Origin of the sequence: Albibacterium sp. (assembly GCF_035514885.1) — a bacterium.
GTDB lineage: Bacteria > Bacteroidota > Bacteroidia > Sphingobacteriales > Sphingobacteriaceae > Albibacterium.
This window is the reverse complement of record NZ_DATJCH010000024.1, coordinates 1-25,008: the sequence shown is the minus strand read 5'-3', so window position 1 is coordinate 25,008 and position 25,008 is coordinate 1. Positions and strand designations below refer to the sequence as shown.

The 25,008-nt window shown below is 36.9% G+C and carries 29 protein-coding genes; 26 read left to right on the top strand and 3 right to left on the bottom strand.

Translation table 11 applies throughout. The features are described 5' to 3' along the window. Nucleotides 1-15: 15 nt before the first annotated feature. The 3 genes from VL047_RS11235 (at nucleotide 16) to VL047_RS11225 (ending at nucleotide 1,792) form a co-directional block, all read left to right on the top strand. Nucleotides 16-705 carry a response regulator transcription factor gene (locus tag VL047_RS11235; RefSeq protein WP_325360620.1) on the top strand — a complete coding sequence of 230 codons (690 nt, stop codon included), beginning with the start codon at nucleotides 16-18 and terminating at the stop codon, nucleotides 703-705. A gap of 115 nt (nucleotides 706-820) precedes the next feature. After that, nucleotides 821-1,294: a transcription elongation factor GreA gene (gene greA / locus VL047_RS11230; protein WP_325360619.1), complete on the top strand. Its 474-nt coding sequence runs from the start codon at nucleotides 821-823 to the stop codon at nucleotides 1,292-1,294. A gap of 87 nt (nucleotides 1,295-1,381) precedes the next feature. After that, a complete protein-coding gene (locus VL047_RS11225; RefSeq protein ID WP_325360618.1) occupies nucleotides 1,382-1,792 on the top strand; it encodes an HIT family protein in 411 nt (136 codons plus the stop codon). A gap of 22 nt (nucleotides 1,793-1,814) precedes the next feature. Here VL047_RS11225 and ruvC read toward each other — a convergent pair whose 3' ends face one another. Beyond that, on the bottom strand, nucleotides 1,815-2,381 hold the full coding sequence (gene ruvC, locus VL047_RS11220) for a crossover junction endodeoxyribonuclease RuvC (RefSeq protein WP_325360617.1): 567 nt from the start codon (nucleotides 2,379-2,381) through the stop codon (nucleotides 1,815-1,817). A 288-nt stretch (nucleotides 2,382-2,669) separates the two neighbouring features. On the opposite strand from ruvC, the gene VL047_RS11215 reads away from it, so the two are divergent. Together VL047_RS11215 and VL047_RS11210 are read left to right on the top strand one after the other, a co-directional pair. After that, entirely contained in the window at nucleotides 2,670-3,458 is a 789-nt protein-coding gene (locus VL047_RS11215) for a hypothetical protein (protein ID WP_325360616.1), read from the top strand. Beyond that, nucleotides 3,439-4,569 carry a glycosyltransferase family 2 protein gene (locus VL047_RS11210; protein WP_325360614.1) on the top strand — a complete coding sequence of 377 codons (1,131 nt, stop codon included), beginning with the start codon at nucleotides 3,439-3,441 and terminating at the stop codon, nucleotides 4,567-4,569. The genes VL047_RS11215 and VL047_RS11210 overlap by 20 nt, the downstream gene beginning before the upstream one ends. Here the strand turns inward: VL047_RS11210 and VL047_RS11205 are convergent. Both VL047_RS11205 and metK read right to left on the bottom strand, forming a co-directional pair. Continuing rightward, on the bottom strand, nucleotides 4,566-5,318 hold the full coding sequence (locus tag VL047_RS11205; protein ID WP_325361274.1) for a lysophospholipid acyltransferase family protein: 753 nt from the start codon (nucleotides 5,316-5,318) through the stop codon (nucleotides 4,566-4,568). The genes VL047_RS11210 and VL047_RS11205 overlap by 4 nt on opposite strands. Nucleotides 5,319-5,345: 27 nt before the next feature. Continuing rightward, on the bottom strand, nucleotides 5,346-6,599 hold the full coding sequence (metK, locus tag VL047_RS11200) for a methionine adenosyltransferase (RefSeq protein ID WP_325360612.1): 1,254 nt from the start codon (nucleotides 6,597-6,599) through the stop codon (nucleotides 5,346-5,348). 559 nt (nucleotides 6,600-7,158) lie between these two features. Here metK and VL047_RS11195 point away from each other — a divergent pair. The 21 genes from VL047_RS11195 (at nucleotide 7,159) to nuoL (ending at nucleotide 24,899) form a co-directional block, all read left to right on the top strand. Then, nucleotides 7,159-8,031 (top strand): diacylglycerol kinase family protein, encoded by an 873-nt coding sequence (locus tag VL047_RS11195; RefSeq protein ID WP_325360610.1) that lies wholly within the window; start codon nucleotides 7,159-7,161, stop codon nucleotides 8,029-8,031. A gap of 24 nt (nucleotides 8,032-8,055) precedes the next feature. After that, nucleotides 8,056-8,406: a translation initiation factor gene (locus VL047_RS11190; protein ID WP_325360608.1), complete on the top strand. Its 351-nt coding sequence runs from the start codon at nucleotides 8,056-8,058 to the stop codon at nucleotides 8,404-8,406. 439 nt (nucleotides 8,407-8,845) lie between these two features. Continuing rightward, nucleotides 8,846-9,682 carry a MotA/TolQ/ExbB proton channel family protein gene (locus VL047_RS11185; protein ID WP_325360606.1) on the top strand — a complete coding sequence of 279 codons (837 nt, stop codon included), beginning with the start codon at nucleotides 8,846-8,848 and terminating at the stop codon, nucleotides 9,680-9,682. Nucleotides 9,683-9,773: 91 nt separating this feature from the next. Further along, on the top strand, nucleotides 9,774-10,388 hold the full coding sequence (locus VL047_RS11180) for a biopolymer transporter ExbD (protein ID WP_325360604.1): 615 nt from the start codon (nucleotides 9,774-9,776) through the stop codon (nucleotides 10,386-10,388). Nucleotides 10,389-10,412: 24 nt separating this feature from the next. Next, nucleotides 10,413-10,931: a biopolymer transporter ExbD gene (locus VL047_RS11175; RefSeq protein WP_325360603.1), complete on the top strand. Its 519-nt coding sequence runs from the start codon at nucleotides 10,413-10,415 to the stop codon at nucleotides 10,929-10,931. A 32-nt stretch (nucleotides 10,932-10,963) separates the two neighbouring features. Then, complete coding sequence (locus VL047_RS11170; protein ID WP_325360602.1) at nucleotides 10,964-11,791, top strand: TonB family protein; 828 nt, start codon at nucleotides 10,964-10,966, stop codon at nucleotides 11,789-11,791. Between the two features lie 18 nt (nucleotides 11,792-11,809). Continuing rightward, the gene (locus tag VL047_RS11165; protein ID WP_325360601.1) at nucleotides 11,810-12,031 is read left to right on the top strand and encodes a hypothetical protein; all 222 of its coding nucleotides are present in this window, start codon (nucleotides 11,810-11,812) and stop codon (nucleotides 12,029-12,031) included. 85 nt (nucleotides 12,032-12,116) lie between these two features. Further along, nucleotides 12,117-13,049, top strand: coding sequence for a substrate-binding domain-containing protein (locus VL047_RS11160; protein WP_325360599.1), 933 nt, complete (start codon nucleotides 12,117-12,119; stop codon nucleotides 13,047-13,049). Nucleotides 13,050-13,059: 10 nt separating this feature from the next. Then, nucleotides 13,060-14,763 carry a hypothetical protein gene (locus VL047_RS11155; protein WP_325360597.1) on the top strand — a complete coding sequence of 568 codons (1,704 nt, stop codon included), beginning with the start codon at nucleotides 13,060-13,062 and terminating at the stop codon, nucleotides 14,761-14,763. Between the two features lie 110 nt (nucleotides 14,764-14,873). Continuing rightward, nucleotides 14,874-15,254, top strand: coding sequence for an NADH-quinone oxidoreductase subunit A (locus VL047_RS11150; RefSeq protein WP_325360595.1), 381 nt, complete (start codon nucleotides 14,874-14,876; stop codon nucleotides 15,252-15,254). Between the two features lie 115 nt (nucleotides 15,255-15,369). Then, the gene (locus VL047_RS11145; RefSeq protein WP_325360593.1) at nucleotides 15,370-15,927 is read left to right on the top strand and encodes an NADH-quinone oxidoreductase subunit B; all 558 of its coding nucleotides are present in this window, start codon (nucleotides 15,370-15,372) and stop codon (nucleotides 15,925-15,927) included. Continuing rightward, nucleotides 15,899-16,423 carry an NADH-quinone oxidoreductase subunit C gene (locus VL047_RS11140; RefSeq protein WP_325360591.1) on the top strand — a complete coding sequence of 175 codons (525 nt, stop codon included), beginning with the start codon at nucleotides 15,899-15,901 and terminating at the stop codon, nucleotides 16,421-16,423. Before VL047_RS11145 ends, VL047_RS11140 begins: the two co-directional genes overlap by 29 nt. 9 nt (nucleotides 16,424-16,432) lie before the next feature. Further along, on the top strand, nucleotides 16,433-17,668 hold the full coding sequence (locus VL047_RS11135) for an NADH-quinone oxidoreductase subunit D (protein ID WP_325360590.1): 1,236 nt from the start codon (nucleotides 16,433-16,435) through the stop codon (nucleotides 17,666-17,668). Then, nucleotides 17,661-18,182: an NAD(P)H-dependent oxidoreductase subunit E gene (locus VL047_RS11130; RefSeq protein WP_325360588.1), complete on the top strand. Its 522-nt coding sequence runs from the start codon at nucleotides 17,661-17,663 to the stop codon at nucleotides 18,180-18,182. The genes VL047_RS11135 and VL047_RS11130 overlap by 8 nt, the downstream gene beginning before the upstream one ends. Nucleotides 18,183-18,189: 7 nt before the next feature. Continuing rightward, a complete protein-coding gene (gene nuoF / locus VL047_RS11125) occupies nucleotides 18,190-19,533 on the top strand; it encodes an NADH-quinone oxidoreductase subunit NuoF (protein WP_325360586.1) in 1,344 nt (447 codons plus the stop codon). Between the two features lie 11 nt (nucleotides 19,534-19,544). Beyond that, nucleotides 19,545-20,555 (top strand): 2Fe-2S iron-sulfur cluster-binding protein, encoded by a 1,011-nt coding sequence (locus VL047_RS11120; protein ID WP_325360584.1) that lies wholly within the window; start codon nucleotides 19,545-19,547, stop codon nucleotides 20,553-20,555. Between the two features lie 22 nt (nucleotides 20,556-20,577). Then, nucleotides 20,578-21,615 carry an NADH-quinone oxidoreductase subunit NuoH gene (nuoH, locus tag VL047_RS11115; RefSeq protein ID WP_325360582.1) on the top strand — a complete coding sequence of 346 codons (1,038 nt, stop codon included), beginning with the start codon at nucleotides 20,578-20,580 and terminating at the stop codon, nucleotides 21,613-21,615. 11 nt (nucleotides 21,616-21,626) lie between these two features. Then, nucleotides 21,627-22,148, top strand: a complete 522-nt coding sequence (locus VL047_RS11110; protein WP_325360580.1) for an NADH-quinone oxidoreductase subunit I — start codon at nucleotides 21,627-21,629, stop codon at nucleotides 22,146-22,148. A 5-nt stretch (nucleotides 22,149-22,153) separates the two neighbouring features. Then, nucleotides 22,154-22,651, top strand: a complete 498-nt coding sequence (locus tag VL047_RS11105) for an NADH-quinone oxidoreductase subunit J (RefSeq protein WP_325360579.1) — start codon at nucleotides 22,154-22,156, stop codon at nucleotides 22,649-22,651. A 3-nt stretch (nucleotides 22,652-22,654) separates the two neighbouring features. Beyond that, nucleotides 22,655-22,975, top strand: coding sequence for an NADH-quinone oxidoreductase subunit NuoK (gene nuoK / locus VL047_RS11100; RefSeq protein ID WP_325360577.1), 321 nt, complete (start codon nucleotides 22,655-22,657; stop codon nucleotides 22,973-22,975). Nucleotides 22,976-22,979: 4 nt separating this feature from the next. Then, nucleotides 22,980-24,899, top strand: coding sequence for an NADH-quinone oxidoreductase subunit L (gene nuoL, locus VL047_RS11095; protein WP_325360575.1), 1,920 nt, complete (start codon nucleotides 22,980-22,982; stop codon nucleotides 24,897-24,899). Nucleotides 24,900-25,008: the final 109 nt, after the last annotated feature.

Below are 25,008 nucleotides of genomic sequence, written 5' to 3'. Positions count from 1 at the left end.
CCAAATAAATACATTATGCCTAACAATATTAAAATAGCAGTTATTGAGGACGATGAGAATCTTCGGTTTTTGGTTGTTCATCGTTTAGAGTCAGAGCAATTCCAAGTCATTCAGGCTTCCAATGGAATTGATGGAGAAGAATTGATCTTACGAGAAAAACCAGATATTGTTTTGCTGGATTGGATGCTCCCCGGGAAATCAGGTGCTGAAGTGTGTGAGCATATCCGTCAAAATGGTTTTAATAATATAGTGATCATGATGACTGCCAAATCACAGGATGTCGATAAGATTGATGCCTATACCTTTGGAGTTTCCGATTATATTACAAAGCCATTTAATATGGATGTATTGGTGGCTATGGTAGAAAACAAAGTGAAATACTTTGTTTCGCAACCTATAGAAAATTTATCTTTTGGTAATACAGAGCACCAACCTGCAATCCATACATTGGTTCGTGAGGGTAAAAGAATTGAATTAACAATTCTGGAAAATAGAATCCTTTTATATTTCTTACAGAACTTAGGACGTGTTATTGGTCGCGATGAATTGATGGAAGTAGTTTGGGGGTATAGTTCAAATTTGAATACCAGAACACTGGATATGCATATCGTCAGGTTAAGAAAAAAGATAGAACAAAACCCGGATAAACCTTGTTATTTGATAACCGTTCGAGGAATGGGTTATAAGTTCGTGGATCATGAGTAATTTTTTTACTTTCTTTAAATAGTTTTTTATCTTTGTATAACACGGCAAGATCATACGCTAATAGAGCGTATATGGTCTTGCCGCTTTTTGTATGAATTCTAATTAAAATATATATATGGCAGAAATAACTTATTATACTGCAGAAGGACTTGAGAAGTTGAAGCAGGAATTGCATCAGTTGAAGACGGTAGGAAGAACTGCAATTGCAAAAGCCATCGCTGAAGCACGCGATAAAGGAGATTTGTCAGAAAATGCTGAATACGACGCTGCCAAAGATGCCCAAGGTCATCATGAGAGTAGGATAGCGAAGCTTAGCGAGGTATTAGCGAATGCTAGGTTAATTGATGAATCTAAGTTAGACGCATCAAAAGTCTTGGCACTATCTATTGTTAAATTGAAAAATCTGAAGAATGGGATGCTTATGACCTACCAATTGGTTTCGGAAACTGAAGCAGACCTGAAAGCAGGCAAAATATCGGTGAAGTCACCAATTGCTCAAGGGCTATTAGGTAAATCTGTTGGAGATAAAGCCCAGATAGAAGTACCTGCAGGTCTGATCGAATTAGAGATAATAGAAATATCTAGATAAGGCAATAATCTTAAATTAAATAGGATTAATATTAAAAGCGGCTTCCTTAACGAGCCGCTTTTTTGTATTTTCGAAGAAAAATAAGCTATGGAAACTATTTTCTCTAAAATCATTTCAGGAGATATTCCTGTTAATAAAGTAGCAGAAACAAATGAGTTTTTGGCATTTATGGATATTAATCCACTGGCTCATGGACACGTGTTAGTAATACCTAAAAATCCTACCGACTATATATTTGATATGGAAGACAATGAATATATCGGTTTATGGATGTTTGCCAAAATCGTATCGAAAGGAATTAAAGAGGCATTTCCTTGTGAGAAAATTGGTGTTGCAGTTGTAGGTCTTGAAGTTGCTCATACCCATATCCATTTGATTCCTATCAATAACGTTTCTGATATGGATTTTAGCAGGGAAAAATTAAAATTAAGCGAAAATGAACTTTCAGAAGATTCATTGAAGATTAAACAAGCTCTTAGTAAGAAACTGGAAGATTAGAAGAATAAAGTTAAGCGAAGAGCTAGCCTATCCGGTCCTTATTGTTTTTAACAAAAGCCGACCAGCCCGAATAACTTTGTAAATTACTATCTCCTTTTGCATTTTGAAAAGAATGGCAAACTGCTACTGCTAAACCATCTGTTGCGTCTAAAAATTGAGGACTCTCATCAAATTTTAACAGGGTTTTTAACATAGCGGAAACTTGCTCCTTGCCTGCATTCCCATTCCCTGTTACCGATTGCTTTATTTTGCGTGGCGCATATTCAAAGATGGGGATGTTCAAGGCTAAACCAGCAGCCATAGCTACTCCTTGCGCCCTGCCAAGCTTTAGCATAGATTGTACATTCTTTCCAAAAAAGGGGGCTTCAAGTGCAATACAATCGGGTTGATAAGCATTGATGATTTCAGTCGTCTTAATGAAAATAGACTGAAGCTTTAAAGCATGATTAGACAGATGGTTGAGTTTAATAATTCCGAGAGTAATAAGACTTATTTTATTACCACTCTCTTTAATTAATCCGTAACCCATAATTGAAGTTCCCGGATCTATGCCCAAAATTATACGCTCAGTCTTGCTTTTTAACTTCATTTTACAATATTACGGTAAATCCAGAGATTTTTGCATTTCTTTGATAGTTCTAAGAGGTGGTCTGCAAAGGCCCATGGTATAATTCGAATTAAAAACAGATTTTTGAATACACAATTGAAAAGAGCGATCGGCTATATCTTAAAGATAAGCATTTTTATTCTTGTCATCTGGTATTGTTATAAGCTCCTCACAAATAATAATGCGATCCGTGATTTTTATAAGTTAATGTTTGAAATTAATCCCACCCGGATTTACATTACTCTTTTAGTGATTTTCGTGCTTATGTTAATGAACTGGTTCACCGAAGCACTCAAATGGAAGTTTATATGCAGCCATTTTGAACCTATCGGATTAAGAAAAGCGATAGAATCTGTATTTTCCGGATTGTCCTGGGCTGTTTTTACCCCCAATCGAATCGGAGAATATGGAGGTCGGGTGTTTTTTCTTAAGTCAAGAAAGAGAGTCTTTGGAGTAATAGGTATGTTGATAGGAGCCATCTCGCAAATGGTGATTACCAATGTAGTTGGAATGATTGCCGTTTGCTGGTTTATAGGGAAATACTTGGATGTAAACTCAATGTTCTTTATTGTGATATGTCTGGCCGGACTTGTTTACATAAGTTTTTTCCTGTTACTATATTTTAATATCAAGTTAATCAATACCTGGTTATCTAAAATAAGGTTCCTGAAAAAGTATAAGCGTTTTCTTGATTTATTGCTGCGTTATAAGAAAGAGGATATTCAACGTGTATTTATTTATTCAATAACGCGTTATGCCATATTCACCTCACAATATTGTATATTAATGCAGGTTATTATTCCCGATATGCCTGTATTGGAAATGATTCCGATGATATTTATCTTATTCTTTGTGCAGTCTGCTTTACCTTCATTAGATTTGCTGGATGTTGGAGTAAGAAGCGTTACAGCAAGTTACTTTTTTGGTTTTATTACACCACATATTGTTGCAGTCATGGCAATTACTGCTTGTGTGTGGTTTGTCAACTTAATAATTCCGGCAATTATAGGATCCGTTTTCGTATTTAAAATCAACTTCTTTGGTACAAGAGATAATTAACTACATTACATTAGTGCTGACAGCTTTTTACGGCATCGTCATTTTGTATTTAATGAGAGGATGGTATTTATTGAAACCCTCTCAATCCAAAGCTACTCCTCGCACTGTCGTCAGTGTTTTAATTGCAGCAAGAAATGAAGAAAAGAATATCGGATCTACTATACAGGATATATTAGATCAGGATTATCCATCCCATTTATTAGAAGTTATTGTGGTGGATGATCATTCTACTGACAATACAGCTGAAATTATTCGTTCTTTCTCAAATCAAGGAGTTCGGTTGATACGGTTAAACGAAAAAGAGCCCTTAAATTCATATAAGAAAAAAGCGATCTCTGAAGCGATTAACTATGCATCAGGAGAATTGATTGTCGCAACAGATGCAGACTGCCGTATGAAACCTATGTGGCTAAATGCCATGGTTTCACTCTATGAAAAGGAAGATTTGCTTTTTATTTCCGGACCGGTTATGTATCACAATGAAAAGAATCTGTTTGAAAGACTTCAAACCTTGGAGTTCTTATATCTGATAGGTCTGGGGGCTGCCAGCATAGGCAATAAGAAGGCTTCAACCTGTAATGGAGCAAACCTGGCATACAAAAGAGATGTATTTCTTGAATTGGGTGGATTTAAAGGGATAGATGAATTAGCCTCAGGCGATGATGAGTTATTTTTACATAAGGTAGTCGAAAAATATCCTGATCGGGTAGGATTCTGTAAGAATCAAGGAGCCATTGTTTATACAGAAGCCAAAGAGGATTTATCGTCTTTTTTAAGTCAGCGAAAGCGTTGGGCCTCAAAAAGCACAAAGTATAAAAACAAATCGATTGTTGTCTTAGGTATATGCATTTGGCTCTTTAATGTATTTCTGGTTATTAATACAGTCGGCGCTCTGTTTAATCCAAGCCTTTGGAAGGTTGTTTTGTACTGTATTTCTTTTAAGATGCTGATGGAGCTAATATTCTTGTTGCCCGTTTCTGATTTTGCTAAACGGTCGGCCTATTTATTTTATCTTCCTTTTCTGTCTTTGCTGCATATATTTTACCTCATATTTATTGGTATTGCAGGTAATAGCGGTAAGTATTTATGGAAGGGGAGAATGGTTCGTTAAGCTTGTGTGGGTTTCAACGATTGTATATGATCATGGATAGCTTTCTCGGTTTCTTTAATAAGCTCATCTATAGCCAAACCTTGAGGTTCAATAGGCTTTAAAACAGTCCAGCTCATATTGATAAACGTATTTAAAGGATAGGTTCCATATCGGACCATCTTCCAGGAGTTATTAATAGCGATCGGGACTATCAATACATTCGGAACTTTCTTAATAATGCTCGCAATTCCGCCGGCTGAAAACGGTTTTAATTCTCCTGTTTTCGCACGCGTTCCCTCTGGAAATATAACTGCCGACCAATTGTTTGCCTTCATTCTCTGTGCTAATTTAAGAATCTCAGCAATTGCCTGCTTACTATCCTTTCGATCTATATTGGCTCCGCCACCATATTTTAAATTAAAAGAGATGCTCGGTATACCCTTCGTTAGTTCAATCTTAGAGATGAATTTGGCGTGATACCTCCTTAAAAAGAAAATCAAAGGAGGTATATCATACATACTTTGATGGTTGGATATAAAAAGAATAGGGCGGCCTGTAGGTAAATCAAACCGCTGGGTAAAGCTTACACTATTTCCTAAAAGATAATAGGTAGTTAAAAGGCAAAGGTTAAATATATCAACCGTCTTTTTATGTGCTTTATAGCCTCCTAGCTTTAAACTCAACCATTGAAGAGGGTGAAACACTAATAAAAGTAAGCCAAAGGCTATATAATGCAGCGGTGAAAGAATATATCCAAGAGCTTTTCTCATCGACATAATTATAGAAAACCAATAGAGCTATAGGCCAAAAGCTTCCTTTACCTTATCAATACTGTCTAATTTCTCCCAGGTAAATAACTCTACCTCCATTGTTTTCTCCTCGTTATGGATATTCTTAAACGTTTTTGTAACCTTTTGTGGCTCTCGGCCCATATGGCCATATGCAGCTGTTTCAGAATAAATCGGATTTCTAAGACCTAGGCGAGTTTCGATGCCATAAGGAGTCATATCAAACATTGATTCAATCTTAGTAGCTATTTCGCTATCAGAAAAGTTTACTTTAGACGTTCCATATGTATTTACATAAATCCCCATAGGATTTTTTACACCAATGGCATAAGATATCTGAACAAGAATTTCATCAGCAACTCCTGCGGCAACTAGATTTTTGGCGATATGACGAGTTGCGTAAGCACCTGATCTGTCTACTTTTGAAGGATCTTTCCCAGAGAAAGCACCTCCACCATGTCCGCCTTTACCGCCGTAGGTATCTACAATAATCTTTCTTCCTGTTAGACCGGTATCCCCATGAGGTCCACCAATCACAAACTTTCCGGTTGGATTGATATGAAATTTGATATCGTCAGTAAATAAAGCCTGTAACTCTGGCTTTAATGATTCTTTCACGCGTGGAATTAATATATTAACAATATCAGAGTTGATTTTCGCTAACATTTTAGTTTCCTCATCAAAATCATCATGCTGAGTAGATATAACAATGGTATCGATCCTTAGTGGTTTATGATCATCGCTGTATTCTATCGTAACTTGCGATTTAGCATCCGGACGAAGGTAAGTTATCTCCTTATTTTCTCTTCTTAAAACAGCAAGCTCAATTAATAGTTTATGAGAAAGATCCAATGCTAAAGGCATGTAGTTTTCGGTTTCATTATTAGCATAGCCAAACATGATGCCTTGATCGCCCGCACCTTGATCTTCCTTTTTAACGCGATCAACTCCTTGATTAATATCAGCTGATTGTTCATGGATGGCTGATAATATGCCGCATGAATTAGCTTCAAACATATATTCGGATTTTGTATATCCGATTTTCTTGATCACATCACGTGTGATATGTGGAATATCTAAATAAATGTTAGATTTTACTTCACCAGCAAGAACAACTTGTCCGGTTGTTACCAACGTCTCTACTGCAACCCTTGAATCTGGATCCCATGCTAAAAAATTATCAATTAATGCGTCTGAAATCTGATCGGCTACTTTATCTGGATGACCTTCTGATACTGATTCTGATGTGAAAAAATAAGGCATATTAATAACGTTTAAGAGTTTTTTAATAAACTATTGAAAATGTCGATTGCCTTGTAGATTAAGTGGAGAAACAAACAAAGATTGTCGCTTGCTTTAGCACTTTTTTACTGTGGTTGCAATCTTAGCACCTTTCTACAGTACAGCAAATCAATCCACATTCTTAATTCAAGGCAAAAGTACGATAAATTTTATGAGTTAAAAGAATCTCTATTTTCTTAATAGAGTAAAGTTTTCTAAAAGTGATTGCTTTTTTTAGAATCACTTTTAGAGCTGCTTATTTAAACCTTCATTTTATATAATTGCTCCTTAAATCAATAAGAATTCCTTCTATAATTCAAAGGATATTGTAGGGACGTTCTAGGGACTTCCTAGGGACTTCATAGGGGCAAATACCTATAATGTCCCTAGGAAGTCCTTTGGACTTATGTAGAATCTGCTTTTCATTATAGATACAGTTACCTTTGATCTACGTCGGTGTTAAATAATTTTATCGGATTTAATTATCCTTCAATTAAATGATTTAGATTTGTGATTTAAGTGGTTAGAGAGGATGCGTAAAATGAGAAAGAAGCTATTGTTTATTATTAATCCGATTTCGGGAGGAAAGAATAAGCGCAATTTTGAGCAGCAGGCAAAGCTTTATCTTAACCATGAATTGTTTGATGCTCAATATCGATTTACGGAGAGGCCAAATCATGGTGCTGAACTGGCTGAAGAAGCGGTTAACGGCAATTACGATGCAATTGTAGCTGTAGGGGGAGATGGCACAATTAATGAAATTGCAAAAGCACTGGTTAATACTTCAGTGGTTTTGGGGATTGTGCCCGAAGGATCGGGAAATGGATTGGCAACGTTTCTTGAAATTCCAAGCGGAGTTAAGGAGGCGATTGCAATTCTGAATAGATTTCAGATTAGATCGATTGACAGCGGTGTTTTGAATGGCCACTCTTTTTTTAATATGGCAGGTATTGGTTTTGATGCCGTTATCAGCAATCGTTTCGATAAGGAGAGCGTTAGAGGTCCCTATGGTTATATGAAGACTGTGTTTTCTGAAATTACAAGTTATAAATCGCAGATTTATGATTTTATCATTGACGGCAAAAAGTTCAAGCGAGAAGCCTTTATGATTAGTCTGGCTAATTCTTCTCAATATGGCAATAATGCTCATGTGTCTCCTAAGGCATCTGTTAGCGATGGTTTGTTAGACGTTTGCATCGTAAAACCTTTTCCATTATACCTTTTCCCGAAGATGTTGTTCCACCTTTTTAATAAGACTGCAGATAAATCTGAGTATATAGAAATTATCAGAGGAAAGGAGATTTATATTAAACGAGCAGTTGGGGGGGATGTTCATGTTGATGGACAACCTATTTTATTAGGTAAGGATTTGGAGATAAAAGTTCATCCAAAATCATTGCAGGTTATTTATTGAGAAGGAATATTATTACATTTAGGTATGTCAAAGTCTAAGAAGAAAGTGTTTTCTGGTATTATGTATTCGACTGATTCGAATTATAACTTTATTGAAGAGAACCAATCTGGAGAAGAGGAGACGCTCCAGCCTAAACAGCAAAATTTACGTGTTTCACTTGATAAGAAGCAACGAGCCGGGAAGTCAGTAACTTTAATTACCGGCTTTATTGGTAGCGATCAGGATTTAGATAGCTTGGGCAAGATGCTAAAGCAAAAGTGTGGGGTGGGAGGTTCTGTTAAAGAGGGAGTGATCTTAATTCAAGGTGATTTTAGAAAGCGGGTAATGGAGTTGTTACTCGCCAGCGGATATAAAGCCAAGCAATCAGGAGGCTAGCCATAATTTTTCGGATTCGGAGATTTTACCTGATGCAAGTATTTCCAGTTCTATAACAAATAATTTACGAAACTGTAAATAAGATATTTAAATATAACCAGAGGGTTGAATGGATAAGAGTTAGGGGAAATTGTTATTTCTTAATCGAAACAAGCTTTCGCTTTTTTATTGAAATTATTTGCAATATTGAAAAAAAATGGTTTCTATTGTAGAATATTGTTGGCAGAAATGGCAATATTTGAATAGACAAAAACAATCATTTCGGCGTTGATGCCGCTGTTGCACGCCGAGGTTGAGGACTTAAAAATTTAAAAAAAACTTTATTTGTTTTTATTTTGTAAAATCTTAAGTTTGCTTTAGGCTTTTACAGAGATGGAAGAGTAAACTATTAACTAATTAACATAAATCATTAAAAACTAAAAACTAAAATTTAAAAAAAATGGCAAATGCACCAACACCAAACAAGGCAAAGAAACAAGGTAGCTCGTCAGGTTCTAACCTTTTTGCAAGTTTAGCTATCATTATTTGTTTTATTCTTGGATATATTGTTTGGAAGTATATCATGGGTGATCCTTCACACTTTGAAGGTGGAGATCCAGAATTAGGACAACCATTACCAGGTGATTATTTCGGAATGGTATACAAAGCTGGTCTTGTTGTACCGGTATTATTGGGACTATTAACGATGACTATTGTATTTTCTTTTGAGCGTTTCTTTGTAATCAGCAAAGCTTCTGGAAAAGGAAATGTAGATGAATTTGTAACTCGTATTCAAGGATTCCTTGCTACAGGAAATATTGATGCAGCTATCGCTGAGTGTGATAAACAAAAAGGATCTGTTGCGAATGTAATCAGAACCGGATTGGTAAAATACAAAGAAGCTTCAGCTGATACACGTGTTAATCCTGAGCAAGCAAGTATTGCAATTGAGAAGGAAATTGAAGAAGCAACTGCTTTAGAGATGCCTATGCTTGAGAAAAACATGACGGTTATCGCTACATTAGTATCTATTGGTACATTGACAGGTCTATTAGGAACAGTAACAGGTATGATTAAGGCGTTCGCAGCCTTGGCAACTGGTGGAGCTCCTGACCAGGCACAATTGGCGAATGGTATTTCTGAAGCATTGGTTAACACTGCAACTGGTATCTTTACTTCTACGATTGCGGTTGTTATGTACAACGTATTTACTTCTAAGATTGATAAACTTACTTACTCTATTGATGAGGCTGGTTATTCAATCGTTCAAACCTACGCTTCAACACATAATAATTAATTTTTGAAAAAATAGCAGCAGTTTATGGAATTGCTGATGTTTGATCATCATTAGTTAAAACAATTAATTTTAGAAATTATAAATTGAAGCAATGGGTAAGATAAAAATAAAAAGAGCGAGTACGAAGGTGGACATGACCGCTATGTGCGATGTGTCATTCCTTCTCCTTACGTTCTTTATATTAACGGCTACAGCTCGTCAGCCTGAACCTCTGCCGGTTGATATGCCTGCTTCAACCGTTCAGATAAAAGTTCCTGATACAAACTTAGGAACCGTAACTGTCGGTGGAGGTGGAAAAGTGTTCTTTGGTGTTACAGGTCCAAATATTAGGATAAACATGTTGAACCGTGTTAGTGAAAAGTACGGTATAACATTCACTGATGAGGAGAAACAGCGTTTTTCTTTGATTGATGGCTTCGGAGTACCTATTAGTCGGTTAAAGGATTTGATTGCTATGGATAATACTCAACGTATTGCTAAGGGAGTTCAACCTGGAATACCTGCAGACTCTACAGACAATCAACTAAAGGAATGGATTTATGCCGCTCGTATGGCAACAGCAGAGGTGAATGATGAACAAATGCGTATTGCTATAAAAGGCGATGCGGATGAGGATTATCCTGCAATTAAGAAGGTTATTGATATTTTGCAAGAGCAGAGTCTTAATAAATTTAGCTTGATTACGAACTTACGTGTAGCTGATTAATATAAATTAAATAGATATAAGCAAATGGCAGAATTAAATACGGGCAAAAAGAGCACGCCCAGCGTGGATTTAACACCGATGGTTGACTTAGCCTTCTTGTTAATTACATTCTTTATGTTGACCACCTCTATCTCGAAGCCTTTCGCAATGGACGTAGCTATGCCTGATAAGACTGAGGAGAACTCTGACGATCAGCTTGATGTGGCGGATAATCGTACAATTACTTTGTTGTTAGGAAGTGATAATAAGATAGAGTATTACATGGGTTTGTTGGATCGACCGATTGAAGGTCCTACAGTAGTTGATTACGGTAAGAATGGGATTCGTCCAATCTTATTGGAGAAGATTAAACAAGTTCCTCAGATAACAGGTGATCCAGAAAAGGGTTTGATTGTAATTATTAGACCTAGTGATAAAGCAAACTATAAGAACCTAGTTGATATTCTTGATGAAATGAAGATTGTTGACGCCAAACAGTATATGATTGGTGATATTGGTTCTGCTGAAGTAGAGCTGCTCACTCGAGAGAATATATACAATTAATAATATTAGGTTTTACCTTAAATTGAGAAAGCATGTTTGGGTCTAAATTAGACATATTTAAAAAAGAGTGGCTCGACGTAGTGTTTGCGGGTCGTAACAAAGCCTATGGGGCTTACCAGTTGCGACAAACGGCAGACACCGATACCACTAAGGCATTATTTATCGGAGGGATATTATTTCTGATTGCTGTAGGCAGTCCGATGATAATAAACCTGATCGACAGTGGCAGTAATGATGATGCTGTTAGAACCATTGAAACTGAAGTGGTTCTATCAGAACCGCCTCCTGTTGATGAGGAAGCTGTGATTCCTCCGCCGATTGTTGAACCACCTCCACCAAGAGTGGATCAAGTTCGGATGCCACCTCCGGTTGTTGTTGAAGCAGCTCAGGTTCGTGATGAAGAACCGCCAACCGTGGAAGAATTGAAGAAAGCAGATCCAGGACCGAAAACCATAGCTGGGGATCCTACTGCAGATATTCGTATTGACTTACCAGTAGCAGAAGGTCCGAAAGATCAAGAGGTTACTGAGGATGTTGATCATATATTCCAATCGGTAGAAGTTGCTCCTTCTCCACAAGGAGGATTAGAGGAGTTCTACAAGTATGTGGGTAGAAATTACAACTATCCTGCTCAGGCTCAAGAACAAGGTGTAAGTGGTCGTGTACTTTTACAGTTTGTTGTTGAAAGAGATGGATCTCTAACGGATATTAAAGTTTTACGAGATCTGAAATACGGTACTGGCGAAGAGGCAGTTAGAATGTTGAAAAAAGCACCGAAATGGAAACCAGGAATTCAAAATGGTCGTCCGGTTCGGGTACAATTTACATTGCCTATTCAGTTGAACTTAGCAGCACAATAGATGTTGAATAAAAATAATATGAATAACAACAGACAGAAATCGCCCACAAAGCGATTTCTGTCTGTTATAGGGCTTTTCATGTTTGCTCTGTACTTTGTATTGGGTCTTATTATCATCTTTTGGTCTGATTTTCCAATTAGTATGGATAAAACCTACCGAATCCTTTTCGGTGTGGTATTAATCGTTTATTCTTTCTTGAGGTTTGCCCGCTTGTGGACAAATCGAGTTAATGAACGTTGATATCCAAGCACATATTTATGAAATGTTTATAGATACTGCATCTATATTATTAATTACTATTAATTATTAAATTTTAGATTGTGCAATGGATTTTATTAAAAAAAATGCATATTTGTTTTTGACTGTAATAGTTAGTTCTTTAATTATATCGTGTAATAGTAAACCTATAACGAAGGAAACGCATACAATTACAAGTGGTATCGTTTCGATTGTGGTTGATGAAACATTTCAACCTATTGTTGAGGATCAGTTAGCTGTATTTGCAAGTACTTACTTGGAGGCAGATATAACATTAATTAATAGGCCGGAAAGACTTGCCGTTAATTATTTATTGGACGATTCGGCTAAGATTGCTATTCTATCGAGAACATTAACGAAAGAAGAAACGCAGTTTTTTCAGTCGAAAAAAATTGTTCCTAAAGTAACTCGATTTGCAATCGATGGGATAGCGTTGATTACCAGCAATGATAATCAGGATTCTGTGGTGACTGTTGATGATATTCTAGATGTTTTACATGGAAGGCCATCTTCAATTGCTACATTAGTTTTTGATAATCCGAATTCGAGCACGGTAAGATTTTTGAAGGAGTTGGCAGCTATTACTGACTTCCCTGAAGAGCATGTTTATGCTTTAAAATCGAATGCAGATATTATAAAGTATGTATATAATAATCCCCAGGCTGTTGGGGTGGTTGGTATAAATTGGATGGCTCAGCCTGATGAGGATTTATTAGAGTATACAAAAGGTTTGAAAGTGTTAGGTGTTAAAAATCAGGCAGGTAAGGAAGGAGATGATGCTTACTATAAACCTTCACAGAATAATCTGGCTCTTGGTAAATATGCATTGGCGCGTGATTTGTACATTATCAATTGTCAAGGTGTGATGGGCCTTGGTGTTGGGTTTTCTGCTTTTTTAGCAGGCGACCGCGGACAGAGGATTATCCTTAAGTCTGGATTGTTACCAGATAGTATTCCTCCGAGAGAAATTAATATTAGAAATCAATTAAATTTAAATTAATACAATGAAAATGATGAAGAAAGCAATAAACATAGGTTTAGCCTTGTCTTTTGTAGTTTCTGGTGCTTTTGCTCAAAGTTTAAAAGATGCTAAGGTTGCCATTAACCAAGAGCAGTACGAAAAAGCTAAAGTGATTTTGAAGAACTTGGTTCAAAATGATTCAAAGAAAGGTGAAAATTACTTTTATTTAGGAGAAGTATATCTTATTACTGATTATCCGGATTCAGCAAAAACTGTGTTTGCACAAGGGGATGCTGCAGATACTAAAAACACTATCAATAAAGTAGGTTTAGGTGCGGTTGAATTATTGAATGGCAATACAAGCGCTGCTGAAACTTTATTCACTGAGGCAACTTCAAAGCTAAAGAAGAAAGATTATGAGCCGTTGTTAGCTGCTGGTAAAGCGTATTTAAAGGGCGCAAATCCAGATTATAACAAAGCTCTGGAGTATTTACTAAAAGCGAAAGCCACTGGTCAAGAGGATGCAGAGATTGATTTAGCGATTGGTAATGCATATTTTGGTATGGGTAGCAATAGCGAGGCTTATACAGCTTATCGTGATGCTATGACTTTAGATAATACTTTACTGAATGCAAAGGTTCAATTAGCGGTGATTAGTAAAGAAGCCTATGCTTTCCCTGAGGCTTCGGCAGATTTGCAAGCGATTGCTGCTGAAAACCCTAATTTTGCTCCTACATATCGTGAACTTGCCGAAACCTACTATTTATGGTCTAGAAGAGTAACTACTGTAGAAGAGTATAATGCAAAACTACAAGAAGCGTTATCGTACTATAAAAAGTACATGGATTTAACGGATTATTCTCTTGATTCAAGAATGAGATATGCTGACTTCTTAATTCTTGCAAAGGATTATGAAACATTAGAAGTTCAGGCTAATGAGATGGCTAAATTGGATCAAGCAAATCCAAGGATTTTACGTTACCTAGGATATTCAGCTTATGAGAATGGTAATTATCAGGAAAGTAAACAAGCTATTACGGACTTTATTGCCAAGGTAGAGCCTGAGCGTATTATCGCCCGTGATTATCTGTTCTTAGGACTTGCAGAGATTCGTTTGGCATCAGATTCAGTTAATAAAACTGTTGATCCTGCTTTGTTAAATGAAGCAGTTGCCAATATGGAAAAAGCAGTAAAAGCAGATTCTACAATTGCTGAAGATTTAAATGAAGTAGGTATGGTATTCTTTAAAGATGCACAATATGGACCTGCTGCACGTATATTTGAGGTAGCTACTCTGAATCCTGATTCAAAGAACTACCTGTATGATTATTTCTATATGGGTTATGCGCTTTATTTTGATTACGCATTAAACATGAATAATGAAGTAAAACCATCTAAATCTATATTAGAAAAGGCAGATAAAGCATTTGGAAAAGTGATTGAATTGGCACCAACAACAGATGCTGCTTATTTGTATCGCGCAAAAACGAACAGATTATTAGATGATCAGGAAAACCCTGAAGGTTTATTTGTTCCTTATTATCAGGAATTTATTGATATAGTTACCGGTAAAGGTGATGCAGCTATTGCTCAAAACAAAGCCAATTTAGTAGAAGCATACAGTGTAAATGGCGCATACTATACATTGAGTGATGACTATGCAAAAGCACGTGAAAGCTTTGCAAGTGCATTGGAATTAGACCCTGCAAACGAATATGCAAAGCAAGCTTTAGCTAATTTGCAACCTGAATAGTAACAAGAATATTTTAATTAAAAGAGCGTCAGCAATATAGATTGTTGGCGCTCTTTTGATTAAAATATGTATATTTGACGTGGAAAAGATTAATAATACTGAATACATATATGGAAACTGAGGTTATAAATAGTTCTGCGAATTATTTACCTATATTATTTCAAATAATTGTTGCTGCCGGCTTTGGTATAACGACGATTGTTGTTACACATTTGATAGGTCCAAAGGTTCGGACTGAGAATAAATTATCTTCTTTTGAGTCTGGTATTGAGGTTGTGGGAAATGCACGCCAGCCATTCTCGATAAAGTATTTTATGGTTGCAATATTATTTGTGATTTTTGATATTGAAGTCATATTCATGTATCCCTGGGCTGTAAACTTTCGGGAGTTCGGTATAAATGGTCTTATAGAAATGTTTGTTTTTATGGGATTGCTGTTATTGGGCTTTATATATATCATAAAGAAAAAAGCTCTTAATTGGGATGAATAAATAGTATATATAGAATATTTCTAAATTATATTATTGACCTGTTTGACTGTAAATATCTCATAGATTTGTCGAAGATTTCTTGCCGACATTAAGCTTATTCATAAAGGAAATTGGAATGACTGATATTAAATTAGGAGCTGCTCCTCCAGGGGTAGAAGGTGCTGGATTTTTTGCTACCTCCTTAGATAAAGTAATTGGTTTGGCTCGTGCAAATTCATTATGGCCTTTACCCTTTGCTACCTCTTGCTGTGGGATTGAGTTTATGGCTACCATGGGGGCAGATTATGATCTGGCTCGTTTTGGTGCTGAGAGACCAAGTTTTTCGCCTCGTCAATCGGATATGTTGCTTGTTATGGGTACCATTGCAAAGAAGATGGCACCGGTTTTAAAGCAAGTTTATATTCAAATGGCAGAACCTCGTTGGGTTATTGCAGTAGGAGCTTGTGCAAGTAGTGGTGGTATTTTTGATACCTATTCTGTATTGCAGGGTATCGATGAAATTATACCGGTTGACGTTTATGTTCCCGGTTGTCCGCCAAGACCAGAAGCGATTCTGGATGGAGTTATGCGCTTACAGGAGATTGTAAAGAATGAATCTTTAAATAGAAGAAATACGCCTGAGTATAAAGCGCTTTTAGAGAAGTATGGAATTCAGACGAATAATGGAAGATAGGTTGAATAACGAAGCTCTTTTATTGCGATTACAGGATCGTTTCTTGGATACGATTGTAAATACCGATGCGCCTTATGGTCTTCTAACCATAGAAGTTAATAAGGATCAGATTATTGAAGTATTGGAGTTCTTAAAGAAGGATGTCGAATTGCAATTTATTTACCTGACAGATATTACTGCGGTTCATTATCCTGAACGCGATCTTTCCATTGGAGTAGTATATCATTTGCATAGTTTTGTAAATAATCTCAGAATTCGCTTGAAAGTATTTATTAACGGAGAGAACCCAGAGATTCCTAGTGCAACTGTGCTATGGAAAGGTGCCAATTGGATGGAACGTGAAACGTACGATTTTTTTGGTGTTCGCTTTTTGGGCCATCCTGATTTGAATCGTATCTTGAATGTGGATGATATGGACGTGTTCCCCATGCGTAAAGAGTATCCATTGGAAGATCCGAACCGAGTTGATAAGAAGGATTATTTTTTTGGACGATAGAATTATATTATGGCCGACCCGATCACTAGAATAACGAATAACGCACCTGTTTATAATGATAATGATTCTCAGGAGGATCTGATTACGTTAAACTTAGGGCCAACCCACCCTGCAACACATGGTGTGTTTCAAAATGTTCTTCAAATGGATGGAGAGCGAATTGTGAGTGGTGTTTCTACGATTGGGTACATTCACCGTGCTTTCGAAAAAATTGCCGAGCATAGACCGTTTTACCAGATTACACCTTTAACAGACCGATTAAATTATTGTTCGTCGCCTATAAATAATATGGGTTGGCATATGACAGTAGAAAAATTGCTGAATATAGAAATGCCTAAAAGGGTGGACTATATGCGTGTAATTATTATGGAACTTGCTCGAATTACAGATCATATTATTTGTAATGGTATTTTGGGTGTGGATACCGGAGCTTTCTCTGGTTTCTTGTATTTAATGCATGAGCGTGAGAAGATCTATGAGATTTATGAAGAGATTTGCGGATCTCGTTTAACAACCAATATTGGTCGTATCGGAGGGTTTGAGCGCGATATTAATGAACGAGCTTTTGCTAAAATACGTTCGTTTATTAAACAGTTCCCTGCCGTATTAGACGAGTTTACAAAGTTATTTGATAGAAACAGAATCTTTATTGAAAGAACTTCCGGTGTAGCAGCTGTAACTCCCGAAACTGCTTTAGAATATAGTTGGAGCGGCCCGATTCTTCGTGCTACGGGCGTTGATTATGATGTGCGTGTTCAAGAACCTTATTCTTCTTATGAAGAATTTGATTTTGATATACCTGTTGGAACTAATGGGGATGTTTATGATCGCTATATGGTTAGGAATGAGGAGATGCGTCAAAGTATGCGAATCATTGAGCAAGCTTTAGAAAAGTTAGAAAAGGAGCCAAAGGGAATATTTCATGCAGATGTTCCTGAATTTTACCTTCCTCCGAAAGAGAAAGTTTATAATAATATGGAAGCTTTGATTTACCATTTCAAGATTGTAATGGGAGAATTGGAGACACCAAAATCAGAAGTTTACCACGCCGTTGAAGGAGCGAATGGAGAACTCGGATTTTATTTAATAAATGATGGTGGCCGCTCACCTTATCGTTTGCATTTCCGTAGACCATCTTTTATTAATTATGCAATGTACGCACCAATGAGTAGTGGTATGCTGCTATCAGATGCGATCATTAATATGAGTAGTTTAAATGTTATAGCAGGAGAATTAGATGCTTAATATAAATAATACTGATAACATTGAGAACGTTGAATTCACTCCTGAATTGATAGGTAAATTCAACGAGATTGTTAGTCGTTATCCAGAAGGCAGACAGAAATCAGCTTTGTTACCGATTTTACATGAGGTACAGGCAATAGCTGGTTGGCTTAGTGTTCCTTCCATGAACAAGGTAGCTGAGTTTTTGAATTTAGAATATATTGAGGTATATGAAGTTGCAACGTTTTATACCATGTACTTCCTTAGACCTCAAGGTAAATATGTTTTAGAAGTATGCCGTACTGGTCCCTGTTGTTTGGTAGGGGCTGAGAAAATAATGACGCATATTGAGAATACCTTAGGAGTAAAAGAAGGTGAAGTTACAAGTGATGGCTTATTTAGTTGGCGAGGTGTAGAATGTATCGCAGCATGCGGTAAGGGTCCTGTTTTACAGATCGGACCTGAATATACTTTCTATGAGAACCTGACAGAGGAAAGTGTGAGCCAATTAATAAAGGAGCTAAAAAATAAATAAGGGTAAGATGACTCGTCAATTATTACTTGAACATATTAATATACCTAGGATAAATACATTCGAGGTATATCGTCGTATGGGAGGATACCGTGCTGTTGAAAAGGCGTTTAAGACGATGGGACCTGAAAGTGTGCTTGAAGAAGTAAAGGCTTCTGGTCTTCGTGGTCGGGGAGGTGCTGGTTTCCCAACTGGTATGAAGTGGAGTTTTTTAGCAAAGCCGGAGGGAGTTCCACGTTATTTAGTTTGTAATGCAGATGAGTCTGAACCAGGTACATTTAAGGATCGTTATTTAATGACCTATATTCCTCATTTATTAATTGAGGGAATGATCGTTTCAAGTTTTGCATTGGGCGCGCATACATCTTATATTTATGTTCGTGGGGAGATGATGCAACAGATTCGTATCCTTGAACAGGCAATTGCAGAAGCTAAAGCTAATGGCTTTTTAGGTAAAAATATTTTAGGATCGGGCTATGACTTAGAAATCTATGTTCATCCGGGTGCAGGCGCTTATATTTGTGGAGAGGAAACCGCTTTATTAGAGTCTTTGGAGGGCAAACGTGGTAATCCCCGTATAAAGCCACCATTTCCAGCTGTTTCAGGATTATATAACTGTCCGACAGTAGTAAATAACGTTGAGACCATCGCAACAACGGTTGCCATCATTAATGATGGCGGAGCAGAATATGCAAAGATTGGTGTTGGAAGAAGTACCGGAACTAAATTGATTTCTGCAGGAGGAAACTTGAATAAGCCTGGTGTTTATGAAATAGAATTGGGTTTACCTGTCGAGGAGTTTATCTATTCAGATGAATACTGCGGTGGAATAGCTAAGGGTAAACAATTGAAAGCAGTGGTGGCAGGTGGTTCATCGGTGCCTATTTTACCGGCTAATTTAATTTTAAAAACGATTGAAGGAGCACCTCGCTTGATGAGCTATGAATCTTTGGCAGAAGGTGGCTTTGTGAGTGGTACTATGTTAGGATCCGGCGGTTTTATTGCTTTTGATGAAGATCAATGCATCGTTCGGAATACATGGAATTTTGCTAGGTTTTATCACCATGAAAGCTGTGGACAATGTTCTCCATGTAGAGAAGGTACCGGCTGGATGGAAAAGGTTCTGTTTAGTATAGAACACGGTCAGGGAAGACCGAGTGATATGGATTTATTGGTAAATGTGGCAAAGAATATTGAGGGTAATACCATTTGTCCGTTGGGAGATGCTGCCGCATGGCCGGTTGCAAGTGCTATCAGACATTTTCGCGATGAATTTGAGTGGCATGTTAATAATCCCGTGGAATCACAGAGCAGGAATTATGGTTTAGCGAACTATGCTATGGTGAATAGCTAAAAAAAGAAGCTATGTCTGAAGGAAAAATAAAAGTAAGTATAGATGGAATCCTGGTTGAGGTTGAGCCGGGAACAACTATCATGAATGCAGCTAGGCAGATAGGCGGAGATGTAGTACCTCCTGCTATGTGTTATTATTCTTCGTTAGAAGGAAGTGGTGGTAAATGCAGAACGTGTTTAGTTAAAGTAAGTAAGGGTTCTGAAAAGGATCCAAGGCCTATACCTAAGTTGGTTGCTTCCTGCAGAACGGGTGTTATGGATGGCATGGAAGTGCAGAATATAACTTCTCCGGAAGTACTTGAAGCGCGGAAGGGTATTGTAGAATTCCTATTGATTAATCACCCATTGGATTGCCCTATTTGTGATCAGGCAGGAGAATGTGATTTGCAGAATTTGAGCTATAAGCATGGTATCGAGGAAACTCGCTATAATTTTGATAGACGTACTTTTGATAAGATAGATATTGGTGATAAGATTAAGCTGCACATGACACGCTGTATTTTATGTTACCGCTGTGTAATGGTTGCAGATCAAATTACTGATAAAAGAGTTCATGGAGTTTTAGGAAGAGGAGATGTTTCTGAAATATCAACTTATATTTCAAATGCAGTTGATAATGATTTTTCTGGAAATATGATTGATGTTTGTCCGGTTGGAGCTTTAACAGATCAAACATTTCGTTTTAAGAATCGTGTTTGGTTTACAAAGCCAGTCGAAGCACATCGCGATTGTCCAACCTGTTCTGGAAAAGTTACTTTATGGTATAAAGGGGAAGAGGTTTTGCGGGTTACTGGCCGGAAGGATGAATTTGGGGAGTTAGAAGAGTTTATTTGTAATGATTGTCGTTTTGATAAGAAAGCAACTTCGGATTGGGTAATTGATGGGCCAAGAAAGGTTAAAAATACATCTGTTATTTCTTCGAATCATTATGAATTACCAGCTCCGCCTCCTGTTATTAAGGAGAATTTAAAATTACAAGCTGAAAATAAAAAGCAGCTTGAAAGGGCAGAAAAGTTAAAATAGATAGCGTTCGCACAATAAAACTATGGAATTTGCATTCATAATAGAAAAATTTATTCTCATCATTGTAGTATTCGTTATTACTTTAGTAATTGCGATGTACTCAACCTTAGCTGAACGAAAGGTTGCTGGTTTTATGCAAGATCGACTTGGTCCTGATCGGGCTGGTATCTTTGGAATTTTGCAGCCTTTATGTGATGGAGGAAAATTCTTCTTTAAAGAAGAAATTATTCCTGCAGGCGCACATAAACCTTTATTTATACTGGGTCCCACCTTGGCAATTATAACTGCCTGTATCGGCAGTGCTGTTATTCCATGGGGTCAAGCTCTTACGATTGGTGATCGGGTTGTTGAATTACAAGTTGCAGACGTCAATGTAGGAATCTTATACATATTCGGTGTAGTAGCTTTGGGAGTTTATGGCATTATGCTGGGAGGATGGGCATCTAATAATAAATTCTCTCTGATGGGCGCAGTTCGCGCTGCTTCTCAAAGTATTAGCTACGAGCTAGCAATGGGCTTGTCTATTATTGCGCTATTGATGGTAACACAATCACTTTCGCTAAAAGAGATTGTGGCACAGCAAGAAGGTTTTGTGAATTGGAATATCTGGGCTCAGCCACTGGGTTTCTTGATTTTCTTGGTATGTGCGTTTGCAGAAACTAACCGCGTACCTTTTGATTTACCAGAATGTGAAACGGAGTTGGTTGGTGGCTATCACACAGAATACTCTTCTATGAAATTGGGCTTATATATGTTCTCTGAATATATTAATATGTTCGTTTCTTCGGCATTAATGGCTGCGATATATTTTGGAGGGTATAATTTCCCTTTCATGTATGATTTGGGTCTTTCTGCAAATTGGATTACAATTATAGGCGTGTTTGTGTTCTTCGCAAAGATACTTGCTTTCATATTCTTCTTTATGTGGATTCGTTGGACCTTACCGAGGTTCAGATATGATCAATTGATGAATTTAGGATGGAAGATGTTGATACCATTGGCTCTTGCTAATATAGCTTTGACAGGAGTATTTATTATATTAAAAGATAAGTTTTTCTAAAACATATAGAAATGCAATCACTTAGTAATAGAAAAAAGATTTTAGAACAGGAGCCCATGAATTTTTGGGAACGGATATATTTGCCTGCTATTTTTAAAGGGCTAGCCATTACTCTTCGACATTTTTTTATGAAGAAGAATACAATAAGATATCCCGAAGAAACTCGTGAGTATTCTAAAAATTTTAGAGGTATGCACTCTCTGAAACGAGATGAGTTTGGAAGAGAACGCTGTACTGCCTGTGGTTTATGTGCTCTTTCTTGCCCGGCTGAAGCTATTACCATGATTGCTGCTGAGCGTCAAAAAGGCGAAGAAAATCTTTACCGGGAAGAGAAATACGCTGCGGTTTATGAAATAAATATGTTACGCTGTATTTTTTGTGGTCTTTGTGAAGAAGCTTGTCCGAAGGAAGCCATTTACCTGGACGGTCCTCATGTGCCACCTGAATATTTACGGAAGGATTTTATTTATGGTAAAGATAAATTGGTAGAACAGCCGTTCATTAATTTAGAAGAATTATCTCTCAATAAATAGTATATATGACATTGTTTTATTTTGTAGCCTTTCTATCGTTATTCTTTGCAGTAATGACGATCATTAGTAAAAACCCGGTTCATAGTGTACTCTATTTAGTTGTTACTTTTTTTACATTCTCTATTCATTATATTTTATTGAATGCTCAGTTTCTGGCTGTTGTAAATTTCATAATCTATATGGGTGCGATTATGGTTCTCTTTCTCTTTGTGCTTATGCTCTTAAACATGAATGAAGACAGCGAACCTTTAAAATCTGTTTTTGTGAAAGCTATGGGTGTGATCGCGGGAATGTGTTTTGTTATTATATTAGCAGCTTCTTTTAAAGTTTTACAAACATCGCCTCCTTTAGAGATTATAAATCCGGAGATAGGCTTGGTTGGCAATTTAGGTAAAGTGCTGTTTAAAGAGTTTTTATTGCCATTCGAAATTTCTTCTATTCTATTGCTTACCGCTATGGTAGGAGCAGTATTATTAGGTAAAAAGGATAAGAAAAAAGCCTAAGTTATGTTTGAAACAATACAGAGTGTCCCATTAAACCATTACATTTTATTTTGTAGCTTAATTTTCGCAATTGGTGTAATCGGTGTATTAATTCGTAGAAATGTGATTGTAATCATGATGTCTATTGAGTTGATGTTGAATTCCGTAAATCTATTGTTAGTTGTATTTTCTGTGTTTTACGGAGATGCATCCGGTCAGGTATTTGTGTTTTTTGTTATGGCATTGGCAGCTGCGGAAGTGGCTGTAGGTTTGGCAATTATCATGATGGTATACCGAAATACGAGATCAATAGATATTGATATATTAAATAGACTTAGGTGGTAATTTTATGTTAGATTTAATTTGGTTAGTTCCTCTTTTGCCGTTAGTCGGATTCTTGGTTAATGGACTGGGAAGAGATATTTTACCCACGAAGGTTGTTGCTTTTATTGGAAGTGGGGTGGTTCTCCTTTCTTTCTTTATTAGTTGCAGTTTATTTTATGATGTTTATCAATTGCGGCAGAGTGGAGAAGACGGTACAAGCATTGTAACTATATTTCAATGGTTCGGTGCGGGTGCTCTGGACGTTTCTATGTCTTTTTTGCTTGATCCATTAAGTTCAATTATGTTACTGATTGTAACAGGAGTTGGATTTCTGATCCATGTGTACTCTATTGGCTATATGAAACTGGATCCAGGTTTTAATAAATTTTTCTCTTACCTGAATCTATTTATCTTCTTTATGTTATTACTCGTTCTGGGTTCTAACTATTTAGTAATGTTTATTGGATGGGAAGGGGTTGGATTGTGTTCATATTTGTTAATCGGGTTTTGGTATAAGAATTCTTCTTTTGCAAGTGCTGGTAAAAAGGCTTTCGTAATGAACCGGATAGGGGATTTGAGTTTTCTAATAGCCGTATTATTAATATTTATAACCTTCGGTACAATAGAGTTTGCTGGAGTATTTCCTCAGGTAGCTGGATTAGCGTCAGGTGATGGTATGATTGTATTGATCAGCTTCCTTTTGTTTATTGCTGCTACAGGAAAGTCTGCTCAAATACCTTTGTTTACCTGGCTTCCTGATGCGATGGCTGGACCTACACCGGTTTCTGCGTTAATTCACGCTGCTACAATGGTAACTGCTGGAGTTTATATGATTGCACGTTCAAATATTCTTTTTGCTCTTTCTCCTGTTGTTATGCAGCTTATTGCTGTAATAGGTTTGCTTACTGCTTTATTGGCGGCTGCTACTGCAATAACTCAAAATGATATTAAGAAAGTATTAGCATATTCTACCGTTTCACAGTTGGGATATATGTTTCTTGGTTTGGGTGTAGGGGCTTTTACCGGAGCACTTTTTCATGTTATTACACATGCTTTCTTTAAAGCTCTTTTGTTCTTAGGAGCAGGATCTGTAATACATGCGATGAGTGATGAGCAAGATATGAGATCAATGGGTGGTTTAAGAAAGAAATTGCCTGTTACCTATATTACTATGTTGATTGGAACGATTGCTATTGCCGGAATACCGCCATTATCAGGGTTCTTTTCAAAGGATGAGATTTTGGCATATGCTTTCTCAGAGAATAAAGCGCTTTGGATCGGTGGTTTAATCGGTGCTTTATTTACATCTTTTTATATGTTCCGATTACTGTTTTTAACATTCTTCGGAAAGTTTAGAGGAACTTTTGATCAGGAGAAACATATTCATGAATCTCCGGCATCGATGAAATTCCCTTTGATTGTATTGGCGGTTCTTTCAGTGGTTGGCGGACTTTTGAATATTCCAGCTAGCCTTGGTGGAGGAGCATCTCTTGCGCAGTTTTTATCACCTGTGTTTGCAGATTCAGTGGCCTTAACTCAACCTTTCCATTTAGACCATTCAACCGAATATATATTGATGAGCGTATCTGCAGTGGCTGCAATACTGATGGCAGTTTATGCTTATATGAGGTATGTACAGAAGAATGTTGTTCCTGCAGCAGATCATGTTGAGCGCAGTTTCTTGGAGAACTTATCATATCATAAGTTTTATGTTGATGAGATCTATGATTTCTTAATAGTAAACCCACTTAATTCTTTCTCCAGATTTCTATACCGTGTTGTAGATCGGAGTGGAATTGACGGAGTTGTTAATGGATTGGGAAGAGGAGTCTCTGAATCTGGGAAGATGCTTAGACTTCTGCAATCGGGTAACGTTGGATTTTATTTATTTTTAATGGTTATAGGAGCTATTTTGCTCTTGTTTTATGGCATTTATACAATTTAAAGGATTACTGCAATAAATGGAAAATTTATACCTTCTTTTATTAATGCCTGTTTTTGGCGCTATTCTACTTGCATTTGTTAAGCAATCTCAGTTAGCAAAACGATTGGCT

What these genes read in the sequence shown, in the direction of transcription:
- VL047_RS11235 (WP_325360620.1), top strand. Translation starts at nt 16, where the DNA reads ATGCCTAACAATATTAAAATAGCAGTTATTGAGGACGATGAGAATCTT.
- greA (WP_325360619.1), top strand. Translation starts at nt 821, where the DNA reads ATGGCAGAAATAACTTATTATACTGCAGAAGGACTTGAGAAGTTGAAG.
- VL047_RS11225 (WP_325360618.1), top strand. Translation starts at nt 1,382, where the DNA reads ATGGAAACTATTTTCTCTAAAATCATTTCAGGAGATATTCCTGTTAAT.
- ruvC (WP_325360617.1), bottom strand. Translation starts at nt 2,381, where the DNA reads ATGAAGTTAAAAAGCAAGACTGAGCGTATAATTTTGGGCATAGATCCG.
- VL047_RS11215 (WP_325360616.1), top strand. Translation starts at nt 2,670, where the DNA reads ATGAACTGGTTCACCGAAGCACTCAAATGGAAGTTTATATGCAGCCAT.
- VL047_RS11205 (WP_325361274.1), bottom strand. Translation starts at nt 5,318, where the DNA reads ATGAGAAAAGCTCTTGGATATATTCTTTCACCGCTGCATTATATAGCC.
- metK (WP_325360612.1), bottom strand. Translation starts at nt 6,599, where the DNA reads ATGCCTTATTTTTTCACATCAGAATCAGTATCAGAAGGTCATCCAGAT.
- VL047_RS11195 (WP_325360610.1), top strand. Translation starts at nt 7,159, where the DNA reads ATGAGAAAGAAGCTATTGTTTATTATTAATCCGATTTCGGGAGGAAAG.
- VL047_RS11190 (WP_325360608.1), top strand. Translation starts at nt 8,056, where the DNA reads ATGTCAAAGTCTAAGAAGAAAGTGTTTTCTGGTATTATGTATTCGACT.
- VL047_RS11185 (WP_325360606.1), top strand. Translation starts at nt 8,846, where the DNA reads ATGGCAAATGCACCAACACCAAACAAGGCAAAGAAACAAGGTAGCTCG.
- VL047_RS11180 (WP_325360604.1), top strand. Translation starts at nt 9,774, where the DNA reads ATGGGTAAGATAAAAATAAAAAGAGCGAGTACGAAGGTGGACATGACC.
- VL047_RS11175 (WP_325360603.1), top strand. Translation starts at nt 10,413, where the DNA reads ATGGCAGAATTAAATACGGGCAAAAAGAGCACGCCCAGCGTGGATTTA.
- VL047_RS11170 (WP_325360602.1), top strand. Translation starts at nt 10,964, where the DNA reads ATGTTTGGGTCTAAATTAGACATATTTAAAAAAGAGTGGCTCGACGTA.
- VL047_RS11165 (WP_325360601.1), top strand. Translation starts at nt 11,810, where the DNA reads ATGAATAACAACAGACAGAAATCGCCCACAAAGCGATTTCTGTCTGTT.
- VL047_RS11160 (WP_325360599.1), top strand. Translation starts at nt 12,117, where the DNA reads ATGGATTTTATTAAAAAAAATGCATATTTGTTTTTGACTGTAATAGTT.
- VL047_RS11155 (WP_325360597.1), top strand. Translation starts at nt 13,060, where the DNA reads ATGATGAAGAAAGCAATAAACATAGGTTTAGCCTTGTCTTTTGTAGTT.
- VL047_RS11150 (WP_325360595.1), top strand. Translation starts at nt 14,874, where the DNA reads ATGGAAACTGAGGTTATAAATAGTTCTGCGAATTATTTACCTATATTA.
- VL047_RS11145 (WP_325360593.1), top strand. Translation starts at nt 15,370, where the DNA reads ATGACTGATATTAAATTAGGAGCTGCTCCTCCAGGGGTAGAAGGTGCT.
- VL047_RS11140 (WP_325360591.1), top strand. Translation starts at nt 15,899, where the DNA reads ATGGAATTCAGACGAATAATGGAAGATAGGTTGAATAACGAAGCTCTT.
- VL047_RS11135 (WP_325360590.1), top strand. Translation starts at nt 16,433, where the DNA reads ATGGCCGACCCGATCACTAGAATAACGAATAACGCACCTGTTTATAAT.
- VL047_RS11130 (WP_325360588.1), top strand. Translation starts at nt 17,661, where the DNA reads ATGCTTAATATAAATAATACTGATAACATTGAGAACGTTGAATTCACT.
- nuoF (WP_325360586.1), top strand. Translation starts at nt 18,190, where the DNA reads ATGACTCGTCAATTATTACTTGAACATATTAATATACCTAGGATAAAT.
- VL047_RS11120 (WP_325360584.1), top strand. Translation starts at nt 19,545, where the DNA reads ATGTCTGAAGGAAAAATAAAAGTAAGTATAGATGGAATCCTGGTTGAG.
- nuoH (WP_325360582.1), top strand. Translation starts at nt 20,578, where the DNA reads ATGGAATTTGCATTCATAATAGAAAAATTTATTCTCATCATTGTAGTA.
- VL047_RS11110 (WP_325360580.1), top strand. Translation starts at nt 21,627, where the DNA reads ATGCAATCACTTAGTAATAGAAAAAAGATTTTAGAACAGGAGCCCATG.
- VL047_RS11105 (WP_325360579.1), top strand. Translation starts at nt 22,154, where the DNA reads ATGACATTGTTTTATTTTGTAGCCTTTCTATCGTTATTCTTTGCAGTA.
- nuoK (WP_325360577.1), top strand. Translation starts at nt 22,655, where the DNA reads ATGTTTGAAACAATACAGAGTGTCCCATTAAACCATTACATTTTATTT.
- nuoL (WP_325360575.1), top strand. Translation starts at nt 22,980, where the DNA reads ATGTTAGATTTAATTTGGTTAGTTCCTCTTTTGCCGTTAGTCGGATTC.